A 15,916-nucleotide genomic window follows, 5' to 3' on the forward strand; every position below is an offset into this window, starting at 1 on the left:
ATTATTCTTCTGAATGGCGTATTGTACCACTCGAAGAGGCCATAAACTCTAGTTGTATCGTGCTATTGTAACAAAATTAGGCTTATGGAATATCGGCTAAATGGAGTTAGAAAGAGAGAAATATGCGTAAACGTTACCTAAGCCAGTTTTTCCTTATCATGGGCTTGACTGTCACATTCCCTGCTCTTTCGGCAGATCCTACTGCTCCTAGCCTCGCTTATTTCACTTTAGAACCAGAGTTGACGACGAACTTTTATACTGAAGGCAAGCGACTCGGTTATGTTCAAGTACGAATCGACGTTATGGTCGCAGATGCCAGCGACCTTGTTATTATTGAACACCATCAACCACTTATTCGTGATGCGGTTGTAGAGCTGCTCGGTCGTCAAAATGCGGATGTCATCAAATCTCTGGCTGGTCGAGAAGAAATTCGTCACGCCTTAGTTGAGAATCTCAATAACCTACTGTTAGCAGAAACCGGTAAGGCCGTCATCGCCGACCTTTTATTTACCAAATACTTATACCAATAGGAAGCGCAACCTAACGCGCTTTCAAACGCTGGCTGTCCACCAATCCTAATACGATACCGCTTACTAGACCAGTTAAGTGCGCCATATTGGCAATCGCCAAGAAAGGTTGGAAGAAACCGAGAATAAGCCAAACTAACATAAAGCCTACGATCGGCTTTTGAATGATGAGACCAAGCTCAGGTCGTTTCCAAGTGAGCATCCAAAGATATCCCACCAACGCATAAACTACGCCTGACAGGCCACCAAAGTTTGCTCCCTCAACCCAGTATTGTCCGGTTCCAGACACCGCAGCCGATATCAAAAATATCTCAATAAGCTTCACAGAGCCAAGACGTTTCTCAATATCGCCTCCGAGCTGCCACCACCACAATAAGTTAAAGATGATATGTAATGCCGAGAAATGCAGCAGTGCGTGAGTAAACCAACGCCAGATTTGCCATTGCTGTCCGTCAAGAGCAGGGAAATGCAAAGATGCAAAGATCGCTTCCCCCCAACCAAGCTGCTGCAAGATAAAAATCACTGAACAGATGAGCATGATACTCAAAGTCGCCACGCCGGCTTTTGCCTTAAGCAGCGACATAAAGCTGGGTGTCTGATAATGGAATTTATTCTGACGCGTTTCTGCCATGTCCCAAGAAGAGGCTTGGTACTTCGGATGATTAGGTTCGGTCAAGAATTGCTTGAGTTCAGCCTCCGCCTCGACTTGGTCTTCACTATGTATCAGCCACAAGGCAAATTGACCACTTCCTTCAGGCATCATTTGGACATCAATCTTTCTCGATGCCATGTAATCGATAAATGCCTGACCCATTCGCGGGTTTTGAATCGTGATCAATCTAATCATAGTTATTTCTCTATTGGTAATTCGGCGCGCTGCCAAGCCTCAAAGCCACCATCAACACTATATACCTGCTCAAAACCTTGGTTTAGCAAATATTGCGCCGCACCTTGGCTACTGATGCCGTGATAGCACATAACCAACACTGGCGACTCAAACTCCACTTGCTGCATGAAATCAACAATGCTGTCGTTGGTAAGATGAAATGCACCCGAGGCATGTGCCACGGTAAATGCCTGAATATCACGAATGTCCACCAATCGTGCTTCTGAGTCACTGCTCAGTAGTTGATGTGCGTTGACCACATCGATGTGTTGAAACTGCTCCATAGAGTCTAAACCTTCACTTTCTTTGTGCACCAATCAATATCAAATTTAGTTTGGATCCGATGCTTTTTATACGTTGTTATTTCACGTCTGATAGTATCACTATTCAGTGTTGTCAAAGTACCGATAATCAATAAGGTTATCCACTTAAGCTTAAAAAACCACCATCTGTGTGTAACTCTGTGGATTGCGTTGATAAGGTGCTTTTAGATCCAATGATCCACAACATCTAGGTATGATCTTGATCTATCTGTGTGTAAAGCAAAAGGTATCCCCAGTACCAAAAGCGCTTCAATCGACCGTTTGTCGCTGCTTTCTGACAGTTGGTAAATAATTTTGTCACAGACTTATCCACAGACCACAAGTGAAAAATGTGATCACATAATTCGATCGTTTCGATTCTCAGATCAAAAGTAAAAAGGCCGAGATCTCTCGATCTCGGCCTTAATCATTTATTCTGCTTTAAATTAAGCTTAAAACTCGCCGACGGCTGCCTTAAGTTTCTTCATTGCGTTCTTTTCTAACTGGCGAATACGCTCCGCAGACACACCGTAGGTATCGGCTAAATCTTGCAACGTAGATTTGTTGTCATCCAACCAACGAGAACGCACGATATGTTGGCTACGCTCATCAAGCGTCGCAAGCGCGTGGCCTAAACGGTTATTGGTGTGAGTTTCCCAGTTCTGAGCTTCAAAGTCTTCTGCGAGATCTGAGCTCTTATCTTCAAGATAAAGCGCAGGTGCAGTGTATGAACCGGTATCGTCATCATCGTTTTGCATTTCAAACGTTGAATCTTGAGCCGCGAGACGTGATTCCATCTCTCTGACTTCTGATGGCTCGACTCCCAGCTCTTTTGCTACCGTTTCTACTTCACCATTGTTGAACCAACCTAAGCGTTTTTTCGACTTACGTAGGTTAAAAAACAGTTTGCGCTGAGCTTTAGTCGTCGCAATCTTCACGATACGCCAGTTACGTAATACGTATTCATGGATTTCCGCTTTAATCCAATGCACCGCGAAAGATACCAGTCTTACCCCTACTTCAGGGTTGAAGCGCTTCACAGCTTTCATCAGACCAATATTGCCTTCTTGAACTAAGTCAGCCATAGGAAGCCCATAGCCAGAATAGCCACGAGCAACATGAACAACAAATCGTAGATGAGACAAAATCAGCCCTTTCGCTGCCTCTATTTCACCATCATAGTGTAATCGCTCTGCTAGTTCACGCTCCTCATCAGCCGTCAGCATTGGGTAGCTGTTGACTGAGCGGATGTAGCCATCAAGGCTATCTTGTGTCACTAATGCCATTGGATACGCTTGGTTTGCCATTCACTTCCTCATTCGTGTCGAGTGGGATTAACGCCTTCTCAATCCATCAATACTGAACCTTAATAGGCTGAGATTCAAGAAGGGGTTAGTAATTATGCATAATCAATTGGTCTAAACAAGGGTAAATGCCGATTAAATTTCATTCATTAATAGGTATTTTCTGCCCAGATGGGACTGAGCTCCCACTATCTCACTGAATAACTACATAATTATTAATAGTCACGTACAAGCGAACAATTGTTACACTCTGCGTCAGGATTGAGCAGCTTTGCCACTCAATCAATATTCTGACCTGAGTTTTCTAGACCGGTTCAATTTCTTTTAAGTGACGCTTAGCTGAAATTCTTGCTGCGCCTGTCCCCAAGAATAGTCCGAGCATCAGGATTAGCAAGGTCTCGTCCCAGCCGAGGCCAAGGAGTCGGAAATCACTATCATACAGAGTAGCAAGGTCGGTCACAGCGCTATTGAGTAGGACAGTAATCAACGCCGTCAACAACCAAGCAACAACCGCACCTAACAACCCAAACCACATACCTGAATAGAGATACGGCCTCAAAATATAAGCATCGGTCGCACCAATCAATTTCATGGTTTGAATGGCTTCTTTATTGGCTAATACGTTAAAGCGCAATGTATTGCCCACAATCAAAAATACAGAAACCAACATCAGCACCGATAACGTCACGACTAATGTTGAGGCTAAGGTTTTGATTGCATCAAATCGACTCAACCAATCTTCATCGCGGCGAATATCGGTAATCTCTTCTTGAGTACGCAGTTTAGCTACTAAGTCTCGGTCAGTCTGTACGTCGGCATTCACTGGAATAATGGTAAGCACCCCAGGAAGCGCATAACCGTCAAGCAAACTCAGAGCCTGATCCAGACCAGAGTGCTCACTGAGACCAGCTAAACCCTCTTGCGGCGTAATGTACTTAACCGAACTGACCTCTTCCCAACCTTCAATTGCGTCTTTAAGTACCAACACTCTTGCATCTGGCACACCGACGGAAATAAACGCGGTGACTTGCGATTGGCTCGCCACGTTAGAGGTCACTGCCACGACGTTCTTACCTAGCAGGTAAAGACAAGCTGGCATGGTTAGCGCCATAGAAATAACCGCCAGAGTTAGAATGTTACCCAATGGACGCTGCCACATCTCTACTAAAGACGCTTTTGCCTGCTTCCAATGCACAGTAAAGAAATTATCCGACTTTAAACGGTGCTTCTTTGGCTTGCTATTTTTACGCTTAAACACCATCACTGACCTCACTTAAGAATCCTTGGTTCAGTTCAAGGTAACGATATTGAGGTCTGGAGCGAACCAAATGGATATCGTGCGTCGCCAACAAAATGGACACGCCTGCGCGGTTAAACTCTTCAAATAGCTTTAACACTTTGTTGGACAATTCAGGGTCTAAGTTACCAGTAGGCTCATCTGCTAATAGCATAGTGGGTCGGTTCACAACCGCTCGCGCGATACCCACACGCTGCTGCTCACCACCGGACAACTGACTCGGCAGACATTTGGCCTTATCCAATAAACCCGTTTTATCTAGTGCTGCGGAAACTCGACGCTTGATTTCATTTTCAGAGATAGACTCGATACGCATTGGCAACGCCACGTTATCAAATACACTGCGATCCATTAGTAATCGATGATCTTGAAATACGATACCAATGTTACGACGAAGGAAAGGGATATCCTTTGATGGCAAACGGCTGATGTCGTGATCGTTAAATAGGATACGACCATCGGTTGGTCGTTCAATCGCACAGATCAGTTTTAGTAGCGTACTTTTACCTGCGCCAGAGTGGCCGCCTAAAAACGCCATTTCGCCGCGTCGAAGGTGAAAATCCACTTTTTGCAACGCTTGTCTACCACCGCGGTAAGCCTTGCTCACTTGCTCAAATTTGATCACCGAATCATTCCCCTGATTGGATGCCTATTTTTGACAAGGGATGCTGCGCATCCCTTGAGTTTTACTTAGTCTTCTCGGCTAAACAGTGCGTCGATAAAGTCTTGTGTTTCAAATGGTCTCAAATCGTCAATACCTTCGCCCACACCAATATAGCGGATTGGGATTTGAAACTGGTCAGCTAAGGCAAAGATAACCCCACCTTTCGCGGTTCCATCCAGCTTCGTCAGCGTAATGCCCGTCAGCGGTGCTACATCGCTAAACAGTTTCGCCTGGCTAATCGCATTTTGACCGGTGCCAGCATCTAGCGTTAGCATGATTTCATGCGGTGCCGACTCGTCAATCTTCTTCATAACACGGACGATCTTGCGCAATTCTTCCATTAGGTTGGCTTTGTTTTGTAAGCGACCTGCGGTGTCAGCAATCACAACGTCAACACCGCGCGCTTTTGCGGCTTCAATAGCATCATAAATTACTGACGCACTATCCGCGCCAGTATGCTGAGCTATAACCGGTACGTCATTGCGCTCGCCCCATACTTGAAGCTGCTCAACCGCTGCTGCGCGGAAGGTATCACCCGCAGCCAGCATGACTTTCTTACCTTGGGCTTGATACTGCTTAGCAAGCTTACCAATGGTGGTTGTTTTGCCAACACCATTGACCCCTACCATCAGTATAACGAAAGGCATCTTAGTACTATCAACTTCAAGAGGCTTCTCTACATGGCTTAGAATCTCTGCCATTTCCTCTTTAAGCAGACCATACAGTGCTTCACCGTCTTTAAGATCAGCGCGAGAGGCTTTTTCAGTTAAGCTATCAATAATCTTAACCGTGGTGTTCATACCAACGTCAGCAATTAACAGTTGCTCTTCAAGCTCTTCAAACAGCTCATCGTCGATCTCTTTGCCTTTGAATAAGCCAAAGAAACCTGCACCAATATTGGCTTTTGTGCGACTTAAGCTACGCTTTAGGCGCGCAAAGAAACTCTCAGTTGGCTTCTCTTGCTCTTGAACTCGAGCAATCACTTCTGCTTCTGCTTCTGCTTCTGCTTCTGCTTCTGCTTCTGCTTCTGCTTCTGCTTCTGCTTCTGCTTCTGCAGTGTTGATTTCCGCTTCAGGTATTGCAACCTCTTCCGCAGTTGTTGGTTCCTGCTCTACCGTTTCAGGGGCTGTTTCTGCGGTGACCTCAACATCACTACTTTCTTGCTGCGGTTGTTCGGTTTCAACGTCAGCAGATGTCTCTTGTTGTTTTTGCGGTGCTTGCTCTTCATCACCAAAGCCAAGCCACGAGAGTAACCCGCGTTTTTTCTTTTCTGTCATCTGAAACTATCCTGAATACTGTCTTTTCAAATGGTCTTAAATTCGGATTTGCTTAAAACGCTATCTATTTACGACAAGCGATGCAAAAAATAATTGCGACAAAGCAGTGAAAACTTTTGTCAGAGATTGGTACACTTCGTCACTTATCCAATTAAGCTCTTTAATGAGCCCGTTATAGTAACACTTAATTGTCGGTCAAAAAATCTATGGTTAGACGTCGCAAGCAAACTCCATCACAAAAACCGTCCCAGAAGACGACATCTCGTTCAGGCGCCACTCGCGGGGGTAAGGCACCAATGGGGAGTGTGCGCATTATTAGCGGACTGTGGCGCGGACGAAAACTGCCGGTTCACGATGCAGAAGGACTCCGTCCAACCACCGATCGAGTCAAAGAAACGGTGTTTAACTGGTTAGCGCAAGATATTCCACACGCGAAGGTATTAGATCTTTTTGCTGGCTCAGGCAGCTTAGGATTTGAAGCGGCTTCTCGGCAAGCCGCGCAAGTTACTATGATTGAGCTCAACGACAAAGCTTACCAACAAATTATCAGCAATGTAGCGCTTGTTAAGGCAGACAATATCGTCACCCATCACGGCAATGCACTTAGCTTTTTAGACCAACCAGGACAACCACACGATGTGGTGTTTATTGATCCTCCATTTCGTCAAGGCTTGCTACCAGAAGTGGTTCAAAAACTTGAAGATAATGGTTGGCTTGCCGACAATGCGTTAGTCTATATTGAAACGGAAAAAGAATTACAAATCGACGTCATCCCAGAGCACTGGGATCCATTAAAAGAAAAAACGGCGGGTCAGGTTTGTTATCGATTATTTGAGAGGGAAACAAAATGAAAGCACTGTTAATGCTGGCGAAGATCGCCTTTGGATTTGTTTGGTTTGTATTGATACTGAATATTTTCCATCCATTCCCAGGAAAAGGTGCGATAGCGCTGTATATCATGACAGCCTTTCTGTTCTTAATGCATGGTGTGCAGATGGCCATTTTCCTTGGCGCCTTTGGTGACAAGCTCAAGCTAGGCACATGGGAAAAATACTCTATTCTAGCGTTCGGTATTTTCGCTCTGCTCGATATTAGACAAAAACACATGATGGGACCTGCTCCCGATAAAGCAGAAGATACTGAAAACAAATAAGAGAAAAGCCGCGAATGCGGCTTTTCTTTTTTAACTTCCCAAGTAGCTCTTTATCCCATCTAAGAACATCTGTGTCGAAATCATAACGAGCAGTAAGCCCATCAATCGCTCGACCGCTTTCAGACCTCTTTCTCCTAACAACTTATGGAAGAAGCTGTAGAACATCAAAATAAAGAAAGTAGCGCCCCAAGCGATGAGAACTGCAAACGACAGGTCCGTCAGACTGTCGGGGTTTTGTGTTGATAACAACAGAATGGAGGCGATCACTGAAGGCCCAGCAATCATCGGGATAGCCATAGGAACAATAAACGGTTCGTCACCCGCTGCCAAGCCAGCCACACTGCCCGCCTGTGGAAAGATCATTCTTATCGCAATGATAAATAGAATGATACCACCAGAGATACTCAGCGTTTCTGGTTTAACATGAAGGAAAGTCAGTATGCTCTGCCCCGCAAAAAGGAACAACATCAGAATGAGTAGAGCGAAGCATAACTCGCGTACTAGAACTTTCCGCCTTCGTTTCGGATCTAGATGTTTTAAGATGGAAAGAATAATAGGGAGATTGCCGAGCGGGTCCATGATGAGGAACAACATGGTCGCCGCGGAGAGTATATCCATGAATACAGCCTGCTAACGATAGATTTTCGTGAAGTATAGCAGGCTTAGTTGTCGTCTTTTAGTCGAAACAATCTCGTCTAATGAGAACAAACTCTCTCGATGTTTAGCTCCCATACTCCCTGATTCTCAATCACTTTCTGTTTTTCAACAAAAAAGGCCAACAGCGAATCAAGGTCAAAGCCTTCACGGCTGCAAGTGCGGAAACGAGCTTCAGTTCCAAATTGCTCGATAACGGTTTGTTCTAACTGTTCGCGTGTCATTGGTTGTTCACGTAACAGATTAAGCACTTTATGAGCATGGATAGCAGCGGTCATTTGGTAGTCCTCATTAAATCAACGATTGAATATTAACGTTAAAGTGACCCCTTCCGTGATGATCTACCTCAATCGCACACTTTTTTGTACTAGCTAATCGCAGAAGCCACGATTAACGCATGAGCTAAATAATAGCTGCCAGAGATGGCATAGCGCGCACGGCGCGAGTGAAAACGATATTTATCTAACGCCAATAACATGGCAGATAGAACCATGGTGAGCGCTCCCAAGAAGCCTAATAAAGATGACATGCCACTTTGTGCCAACCAGGCTTCACCCGCAGCACACACTAAATGCACTAAAGAAATGCCCATCACGGTCACGGGAACCAGAAATGAGTCAAGGCGAGGTAACAGTAGAAAAAAGGTGACTATAGCGATACATAGCATCAAAGCGGGCAACCACAGCACAAATTGGCTATTCACCTGCCCCCACATCGCCCAGCCATAGAGAGATTGAGCAATTAGATACCCAACAAAACTAAGCTTGGCAAACCGAGTGTATTGACCAGAAGCATCACTAAATAAGAAGACAACTAACCCCAGTAGCACCAAAAGCTCATACTTGGTTTCTAAACCTGAAGTAGCCAACAGCACAATTAGTAAACTATGAGTCAAAGCGCTAAAAAGCACACTTCGAGACTTATCGCCTTTTTCTACAGCAAAAATAAACAGCAAACACGATAAAGCTATCGCCAGCCAACTCCACATACACACACCTAATTCTTGTTATCCACGCCAGTGTATGGAGCTCACTTTTGCTGTCCAGTAGTAAGGTTGAAAAGTTGGACTTGCTTTAAATTAAATAAGATTGCCGTTGACAGTGGGCCAGATCATCGAAAATGAACTGACTCTTGTTAATCATTAGCTAAAAAACAAAAGCAAACGTTTTCCCTTTAACATAGAGATCGGAAGTCAGTTTCGACTAATGAACTAAAATCAGCGAAGAGAACCACGAAACAAAAAGTCACTAATATCTTTATATTTCAATACTTAAAAGATGACAACCAAGAGTCCACTGCACTTAGACTATCGTTCAAATTGCAACTTTTCTTCTCTTATACTAAGAATTTTTCGCCCCTCACTCTCACTGAACAAGATTTTCTTCAACATCCTGACCACTTACCAACACAAAGCTCACTTAGACCAAACAAAGCGATCGAAGACAACATAATCCAAAGCTTTAATAATAATCAATTTTGTGATCTATATTTTTTCTTTAATATCATTAAGTTAAAAACAACAAACCATCAAAAACACAACATTGAACAGATTTAAAGCTACGAAAATACACTGTTTTATTGACCATTAATCGCTAGTTAATGGAAAGAAAACTGCAAAAAATAGAAGATATTCACTTTCTAACTTGCCAAACATTAAAAAACAGTGCTATTCTGTTTAACAAGATAGGAATTCAAGAAAGGAGCAGTGTTATGATTTCATCTTCTCAGAAGCAGGGTCTAGTGATGATAGCCGTCGTGGTTGGATTAATGACACTGCCGATTCTTTACTAGCCAACGCTAGAAAGACAAAAAAAGGGACGCTTTCGCGTCCCTTTTTCATTTTAACTATTTACTTAGATAAGATATGGAGCACTTTTTCCCAGTGCACATAGTAAAAGCCCATCGCAAGCAACGTGATCAGTGCCATCAGCCACATGGCTGTGCGCCAAATAAATCGGCTGCTCCTCGGGGTTAACTCCTGTTCACACTCATCACAAGCTCTCATGAAACCAGATTTATCGTCTAGCTCATAATCATCTTCATGGACTATTTTATTGCGGATAGTGGCAATATATCTCAGTTTGCTAATGACATCATGCGGCAGCCGTTCTTCACAGCTTGAGACAAGTTGATGCAAACCTTTTCCATCAGCACGATATTGCTGCCTCAATAACTTCTCTAAGCGTCTCGTTCGCAACACTACACTTTCAATGTCAGACATAAGCATCCCTCCCACAACCAGCAAAAATGTGAAAATAGGTGCGCTGGCTACTATCCAAAGATTTCATTCACTCCATTGTTAACTATCTGTATTAAGAATTCGACAATTGTTAGGTAAATTCAAGTAAAGATTTAAGCCTAAAAAAGCGATTTTTTGTGTGATATGACCCTAAAATTGACTCGATGGTCGGGAGTTGCAGATTATTTTCTTCTGAATATGTGCGATCTTAGTTCCAGGCCACTTAGACATACGAGGTTTACATGCCTATATCACTGGTTATTATTCTCATCGTTTTGATCATCCTTGCTGGCTATCTTTTTGTTTATGTACAAAAAAAGCACACTGTGGGTGTTAATGCTCCAGAGAGAAAAGCGGCAGTCACTATCTTAGATAAACAAGTCGTCGTTACCGACGATCCTACCCAAGAAGATGAATATTGGATTTACATCCAGAAAGGAACATTTGGTCCTAAACGCGAATTTCAAATTGGTGTTCATTACTATCACCACCTCAACCCAGGTGATAAAGGAGAGTTAACCTATCAAGGGGACAAATTCCTACACTTCTCACTAACTCGCTAATTTATTTAGCTTTGCTAGTAAGACTCATGCTAGCTTTAATTATCTAACTAAACATGGAAGTGACTCATGGATCTGCGAGTAAAGCTAGGTCAGCATTTATCTGTTGCGCTTATCACCATTTTGTCGGCTGGTTGCAGCGCAGCCTATCAAGGAAGAGTTAACGACGCTGAAGTCCATCTTGTTGACTACTTTCAGCGTTCAGAAGGCGCTCAAGCTCTGATAGATAACATGGATAAGCTAAATATCGATCACGCCTATGTTATGGGGCTACCTGTTATTAAGAAGTGGGATGCCTCTGCTCCTAAACCACCGCGTTTTGTCTATGGCGATGATTCCCCTGTCTACTATTATTCGCACACAGACGAATTGATTGCCCGCGAAGTTGAAGCGTTACCCGCGGTAAGCCAAGCCAGATTACATCCTTTCCTGAGCGGCTTTAATACTACCGATCTCAATGCCGCAGAGCTTATTGAAAAGGAACTCAAGTATCGACCTGGTTTCTGGCAAGGTATTGGCGAAGTGATTACTAGACATGATCATTTAACAGCTTTGACTGCCGACGAGAAACCGCGCGCTAATCACCCTGCGTTGCAAAAAGTGTATCACCTCGCCGCACAATACGACTTGCCCGTGCTGTTGCACACCAATATCACGTCGCAAAGAGAAGATAATCCACTTTATTTACAAGAACTCGAGCAAGCATTGAGCACCAATCCAGACACCCGCTTTCTATGGGCTCACGCAGGTACCACGTCCACTCTTACTCGCACTATTAAAATGAAGTTTCTCTATGAAACCGTCTCAGATTTACTCAGCGAGCATGACAATCTCTATATTTTGGCGTCGTGGACTCTGATCGACGTCATGATGCCAGAGGGCAAATTGGATCGACGCTGGCTAGCACTGATAGAGGCTTACCCAGATCGATTTATGGTTGGCAGCGACGTAGTTGGAGCATTTGGTTATCAGCAAACCGCACTAAGCACTTGGCATCCCATTTTGTCAGCGCTGCCTAAGAACATCGCAGACAAAATGGCCTACCAAAATATGTTGGACGTACTTCCCAAGACTCGCTAGCTAAGCGATTGCATTTTTTGACTCCAGCGCTGCGCATCTGCCAGCGCTGAGAACACCTCATTTTGCGACAAACCTAAATGCGCTCGATGACGCTCCACACCTTGCCAGTCTGCCATTTCAAAGCACTCTCCTAGAGACAATAAACAGCCATACGGACCTTCACGCTCCAAAAGTGCGCCTTTAATCTCATTAGAGAGAGGAAGCTGATGCAGCAACTTATCTAAGGAGAGGTCCATCAAAGCGTCTAAGATAGAAAACAAACCAATCATAAAGGCTTGATCCCGGTGCTGTTTGAATTGAGGATGTTTGGTCATCAAACGGCAAAATTGAGCTCGTTGCAATGAAAGTTCATACAGTGCCTTCGGCTTATTACTAGAAATAAAGGATGCAACCGTAAGAGAGACAAACAATTTAAGCTTCTCTTGACCGAGATAAATAAGTGCCTGGCGAAAAGAGGAAATTTCAGAATCTAAGCGAGGACTGAGCGTATTCACAAATTGCAGCAGCTTATAAGAGAGCGTCACGTCTTTAGAAACAATTTGCTCAACCTTATCAAAGTCGACTTCAGGTACACACACTTGCTGGAAAAGCTCCATGGCCACCAGCTGCTCAGAGCTGATGTAAACTTGCTTCTCCATAATAGGCTTACTAAAAAAGAAACCTTGGAAAAACTTAAAGCCCGCTTGTTTAGTCAGTAGAAACTCTTCTTCAGTCTCAACACGTTCAGCAAGGTAGTGACGAGGGCTTCCTTTCGCCTTTTGTTGTATAACAAAAGCACACGCTTTCTCTACACCCATCGCCATAATGTCTAGCTTTACAATCTGCACAAACGGCAAGAATCGCTCCCAAGCCTCTCTGTAGACAAAATCATCAAGCGCTATCATATAGCCCAGTTGATGAAGTTCTTTGACAACCTGATAGAGCTCGTCGTTAGGCTGGCAAGTCTCTAGGATCTCAATCACCACGTTCTGCTTGGGCAAAATTAACGGCAAGCGACGTATAAGGCTCTGGTGTGGAAAGTTAATAAAACATCGCGACGCAGTGATGCTAGGGTTGGTCCCTAATGAAAGATAGTTCTCTGCTATCAGTCGATAGGTCGCCCTATTCGCTTCAACGTGTGCAGGAAACGCGTTTTTTTCGCCGTCTCGAAAAAGAAGCTCGTAGCCTAGTGTATGACGACGAGCATTAAAAATGGGTTGGCGAGCAACGTAAGTAGCGTACATATCTAAGCCAATCAGGCTATGATTTTGCGGCGGCCAGCAGCGCACCACAACCGACAAACATCGAACCAAACACCTTGTTTATCTTCGCCATGATACGGTCAGAACGAATAAAACGTCCCATTTGTGACGCTAGGGAGGTATAGCCAAGCATGACCATTGCATCAATCGCCACCGTGGTCACACCCAGAATAGCTAGCTGTGTTACTTGATCGCCATTCGGATCAATAAACTGAGGAAATAACGCCACCAAAAACACAATAGATTTGGGATTAGTCAGGTTGATAAAAACCGCACTACGCATCAAATTCCATGCACTGCGATTATCCTGCTCTGCCATTGCGGTAACCGACGACGTATCACGCCATTTTTGAATACCCAACCAAATCAAGTAGACCACGCCAATCCATTTAATCACGCTAAAGGCAATCGCCGATTGAGCCACTAGTGCTCCAATGCCCGCGCCAACGAGCACGATATGTATCGCCAAGCCTATCTGCAGTCCAGCAATCGCGGCTAACGACTTACGCGTCCCATAACTGATACCATTGCTAATCGAGTTCACCGTACCAGAGCCCGGCGCTAAACTAAAAACAATCGCCGTTAAGACGTACGCTAACCAAACATGATAATCCATTGTATTTCCTTACCACTGATTTATTCGTATCCTAGTAATGAGGATAGTGGGCAAAAAGCATTCTATTCGATTCAAAAATATCGAAAAAACAGCATATTACACATAATGCACCAGATAGGCTAATTTATGAGCAAATTAAACGCTACCGATGTCACTTATACTCAAGAGCCACAATTTGAGCAAGCTATAAACTCACAAATTGCTCAATTATGGGAGAACCGACAGGAAGGTACGCTAAAAGCAAAAGACGGCACCAAGCTCTTTTGGTGTAAGCTAACTCGCCCGGAGCATCAAAAAGCACTCGTTGTTGTGAATGGCCGCATTGAATCGGCTTGGAAATACCAGGAGCTGTTCTATGACTTCTTTCAGCAAGGCTACGACATCTATTCCTTTGATCATCGTGGACAAGGACTCTCTACTCACCTAGCACCAAATCCTGAAATGGGCCATGTCCATGAGTTTGACGACTATCTTGACGATATGCAGATGATACTGGATACGTTCGAACTTGAGCGCTATCAGCAACGTCACCTACTTGCCCACTCAATGGGCGGAAACATCGCCACACGTTTTATTCAAACTCGCCCTCATCATTCATTCGATAAAATAGCGCTTAGCGCTCCTATGTATGGCGTGAGTGTGCCATGGTACCTCAAGCCCATAGCGACCATAGTCGCGCAGATTATGACGGCTATATACCCGAAACCAACGTTTGCACCAGGGTATCAAGGTTATGTCGCTAAACCCTTCGATATCAACCCTCTTTCACAAAGTGAAGTACGCTATCACTGGTTCCGAGACCTGTACGAGAAAATGCCAGAACTGAAGATTGGTGGACCAAGCACTCGCTGGGTTTGGCAGGGTTTAATGGCTGCAAAGCAGTGCATTCAACAAACTCGACAAGTAAAAATACCGCTTCTCCTCGTACAAGCAGGCGCGGATCAAATTGTTAGCAATCAGGACCAAAGTAAGTTCATCAATAAGCTTTCACGTACCAATCACCAAGCTCAAATGATCACGGTTCAAGGGGCTAAACACGAAGTACTGTTTGAAAAAGATGAATATCGCAATCAAGCAATGGATGCAATTCGCCATTTCTTTAGCGCCGAGAAGCGATAACGCAATTGGTAACAGTTTGGGTAAATGAGGAAATATTTCTGTAACCCATTTACCCTCTTTTTCTGGTTTAATATCCCCTACAATAGAGCCATTCCACAATGCTGCGAATTCACCCTATCCTCCAATGACAAAGAGAGAACTATGACCCTTAACCGCGATTCCATCAAAATTGTTGCTTCTGATTTAGACGGTACACTACTGGCAACAAACCACCAGCTTAGTGATAACTCCAAACAAACACTTAAGGAACTTCACGCGAAGGGATATACGTTTATTTTTGCCACTGGTCGTCACCATGTGGACGTGGCTGGGATTCGTGAATCAGTGGGTATTCCTGCTTACATGATCACGTCAAATGGTGCGCGTGTTCACGACCAAAATGATCAATTGCTGTATAGCCAAAACGTGCCAGAGGAACTGGTACAACCGATTGTTGACGTGCTAAGCACAGACAGCGAACTATTTGTTCATATGTATCAGGATGAAAAGTGGCTACTCAATCAAGAAGATGAGTACTTACGTAAATTCCATACAGAAACTGGATTTACTTACCACTTGTTCGATGCGACCCAAGCACCAACTTCTGGTATTGCAAAAATCTTCATTACTCATCCAAAGCAAGACCATGAACATTTAGTGGAATTTGAAGATGCTTTACGCGCCAAGTTTGGTGATTCCCTAAACATCGCGTTCTCCACTCCTTGGTGTTTAGAAGTCATGGCAAAAGAGGTGTCGAAAGGTGACGCTCTGCAAGCCGTGGCAGAAAAACTTGGCTTTGGCTTAGAAAACTGCATCGCTTTTGGTGATGGGATGAACGATGTGGAAATGCTAACAATGGCAGGCCATGGTTACATTATGGAAAATGCGCACGACAAAGTGAAACGTGCTCTACCTAACAATGAAGTTATTGGTAGTAATGCCGATGATGCCGTCGCTGAGTTTTTAAAACAAAACCTTATCTAACACGACGATTCCAACCGTCAAATACTCCCATTCT

General features: G+C 44.1%; 19 protein-coding genes. 7 read left to right on the plus strand and 12 right to left on the minus strand.

Translation table 11 applies throughout. The features are described 5' to 3' along the window. Positions 1-122 precede the first annotated feature (122 nt). Positions 123-530: a flagellar basal body-associated protein FliL gene (locus tag VME0621_RS24780; protein WP_038231123.1), complete on the plus strand. Its 408-nt coding sequence runs from the start codon at positions 123-125 to the stop codon at positions 528-530. Positions 531-540: 10 nt separating this feature from the next. On the opposite strand, the gene glpG is transcribed toward VME0621_RS24780, so the two are convergent. The 6 genes from glpG to ftsY form a co-directional block, all read right to left on the minus strand. Beyond that, complete coding sequence (gene glpG, locus VME0621_RS24785; protein WP_062463195.1) at positions 541-1,374, minus strand: rhomboid family intramembrane serine protease GlpG; 834 nt, start codon at positions 1,372-1,374, stop codon at positions 541-543. 2 nt (positions 1,375-1,376) lie between these two features. Further along, positions 1,377-1,697 (minus strand): thiosulfate sulfurtransferase GlpE, encoded by a 321-nt coding sequence (gene glpE / locus VME0621_RS24790; RefSeq protein WP_006074964.1) that lies wholly within the window; start codon positions 1,695-1,697, stop codon positions 1,377-1,379. A gap of 470 nt (positions 1,698-2,167) precedes the next feature. Next, positions 2,168-3,022 (minus strand): RNA polymerase sigma factor RpoH, encoded by an 855-nt coding sequence (gene rpoH, locus VME0621_RS24795; protein WP_038231119.1) that lies wholly within the window; start codon positions 3,020-3,022, stop codon positions 2,168-2,170. Positions 3,023-3,323: 301 nt separating this feature from the next. Beyond that, on the minus strand, positions 3,324-4,280 hold the full coding sequence (ftsX, locus tag VME0621_RS24800) for a permease-like cell division protein FtsX (protein ID WP_062463198.1): 957 nt from the start codon (positions 4,278-4,280) through the stop codon (positions 3,324-3,326). Further along, positions 4,270-4,941, minus strand: coding sequence for a cell division ATP-binding protein FtsE (gene ftsE, locus VME0621_RS24805; protein ID WP_038231118.1), 672 nt, complete (start codon positions 4,939-4,941; stop codon positions 4,270-4,272). The genes ftsX and ftsE overlap by 11 nt, the downstream gene beginning before the upstream one ends. A 65-nt stretch (positions 4,942-5,006) precedes the next feature. Then, entirely contained in the window at positions 5,007-6,257 is a 1,251-nt protein-coding gene (gene ftsY, locus VME0621_RS24810) for a signal recognition particle-docking protein FtsY (protein WP_062463201.1), read from the minus strand. A gap of 206 nt (positions 6,258-6,463) precedes the next feature. Between ftsY and rsmD the strand changes: the two genes are divergently transcribed. Beyond that, a complete protein-coding gene (rsmD, locus tag VME0621_RS24815; protein WP_031497060.1) occupies positions 6,464-7,108 on the plus strand; it encodes a 16S rRNA (guanine(966)-N(2))-methyltransferase RsmD in 645 nt (214 codons plus the stop codon). Continuing rightward, positions 7,105-7,410 carry a DUF1145 domain-containing protein gene (locus VME0621_RS24820; RefSeq protein ID WP_006074718.1) on the plus strand — a complete coding sequence of 102 codons (306 nt, stop codon included), beginning with the start codon at positions 7,105-7,107 and terminating at the stop codon, positions 7,408-7,410. The genes rsmD and VME0621_RS24820 overlap by 4 nt, the downstream gene beginning before the upstream one ends. Before the next feature lie 30 nt (positions 7,411-7,440). On the opposite strand, the gene VME0621_RS24825 is transcribed toward VME0621_RS24820, so the two are convergent. From VME0621_RS24825 to VME0621_RS24845, 4 genes are all read right to left on the minus strand, one after another. Next, positions 7,441-8,028: a YhgN family NAAT transporter gene (locus VME0621_RS24825; protein WP_006074717.1), complete on the minus strand. Its 588-nt coding sequence runs from the start codon at positions 8,026-8,028 to the stop codon at positions 7,441-7,443. 77 nt (positions 8,029-8,105) lie between these two features. Beyond that, positions 8,106-8,342 carry a YecH family metal-binding protein gene (locus VME0621_RS24830; RefSeq protein WP_038231115.1) on the minus strand — a complete coding sequence of 79 codons (237 nt, stop codon included), beginning with the start codon at positions 8,340-8,342 and terminating at the stop codon, positions 8,106-8,108. Between the two features lie 89 nt (positions 8,343-8,431). Then, entirely contained in the window at positions 8,432-9,052 is a 621-nt protein-coding gene (locus VME0621_RS24835; RefSeq protein ID WP_031497062.1) for a lysoplasmalogenase, read from the minus strand. An 861-nt stretch (positions 9,053-9,913) separates the two neighbouring features. Beyond that, a complete protein-coding gene (locus VME0621_RS24845; RefSeq protein WP_006074713.1) occupies positions 9,914-10,285 on the minus strand; it encodes a hypothetical protein in 372 nt (123 codons plus the stop codon). 260 nt (positions 10,286-10,545) lie between these two features. Here VME0621_RS24845 and VME0621_RS24850 point away from each other — a divergent pair, with 260 nt between their 5' ends. Together VME0621_RS24850 and VME0621_RS24855 are read left to right on the plus strand one after the other, a co-directional pair. Next, positions 10,546-10,866 (plus strand): DUF2500 domain-containing protein, encoded by a 321-nt coding sequence (locus VME0621_RS24850; protein WP_031494782.1) that lies wholly within the window; start codon positions 10,546-10,548, stop codon positions 10,864-10,866. 66 nt (positions 10,867-10,932) lie between these two features. Then, complete coding sequence (locus VME0621_RS24855; RefSeq protein WP_062463204.1) at positions 10,933-11,943, plus strand: amidohydrolase family protein; 1,011 nt, start codon at positions 10,933-10,935, stop codon at positions 11,941-11,943. On the opposite strand, the gene VME0621_RS24860 is transcribed toward VME0621_RS24855, so the two are convergent. Both VME0621_RS24860 and rhtB read right to left on the minus strand, forming a co-directional pair. Continuing rightward, complete coding sequence (locus tag VME0621_RS24860) at positions 11,940-13,166, minus strand: EAL and HDOD domain-containing protein (protein ID WP_062463207.1); 1,227 nt, start codon at positions 13,164-13,166, stop codon at positions 11,940-11,942. The two genes, VME0621_RS24855 and VME0621_RS24860, sit on opposite strands and share 4 nt — an antisense overlap. Positions 13,167-13,182: 16 nt before the next feature. Next, entirely contained in the window at positions 13,183-13,800 is a 618-nt protein-coding gene (gene rhtB, locus VME0621_RS24865; RefSeq protein WP_062463210.1) for a homoserine/homoserine lactone efflux protein, read from the minus strand. 126 nt (positions 13,801-13,926) lie between these two features. On the opposite strand from rhtB, the gene VME0621_RS24870 reads away from it, so the two are divergent. Both VME0621_RS24870 and VME0621_RS24875 read left to right on the plus strand, forming a co-directional pair. Further along, the gene (locus tag VME0621_RS24870; protein WP_062463213.1) at positions 13,927-14,919 is read left to right on the plus strand and encodes an alpha/beta fold hydrolase; all 993 of its coding nucleotides are present in this window, start codon (positions 13,927-13,929) and stop codon (positions 14,917-14,919) included. Between the two features lie 141 nt (positions 14,920-15,060). Then, complete coding sequence (locus VME0621_RS24875) at positions 15,061-15,882, plus strand: Cof-type HAD-IIB family hydrolase (protein WP_006074707.1); 822 nt, start codon at positions 15,061-15,063, stop codon at positions 15,880-15,882. Positions 15,883-15,916 lie beyond the last annotated feature (34 nt).

The organism is Vibrio mediterranei (genome assembly GCF_900088415.1).
Taxonomy (GTDB): domain Bacteria; phylum Pseudomonadota; class Gammaproteobacteria; order Enterobacterales; family Vibrionaceae; genus Vibrio; species Vibrio mediterranei.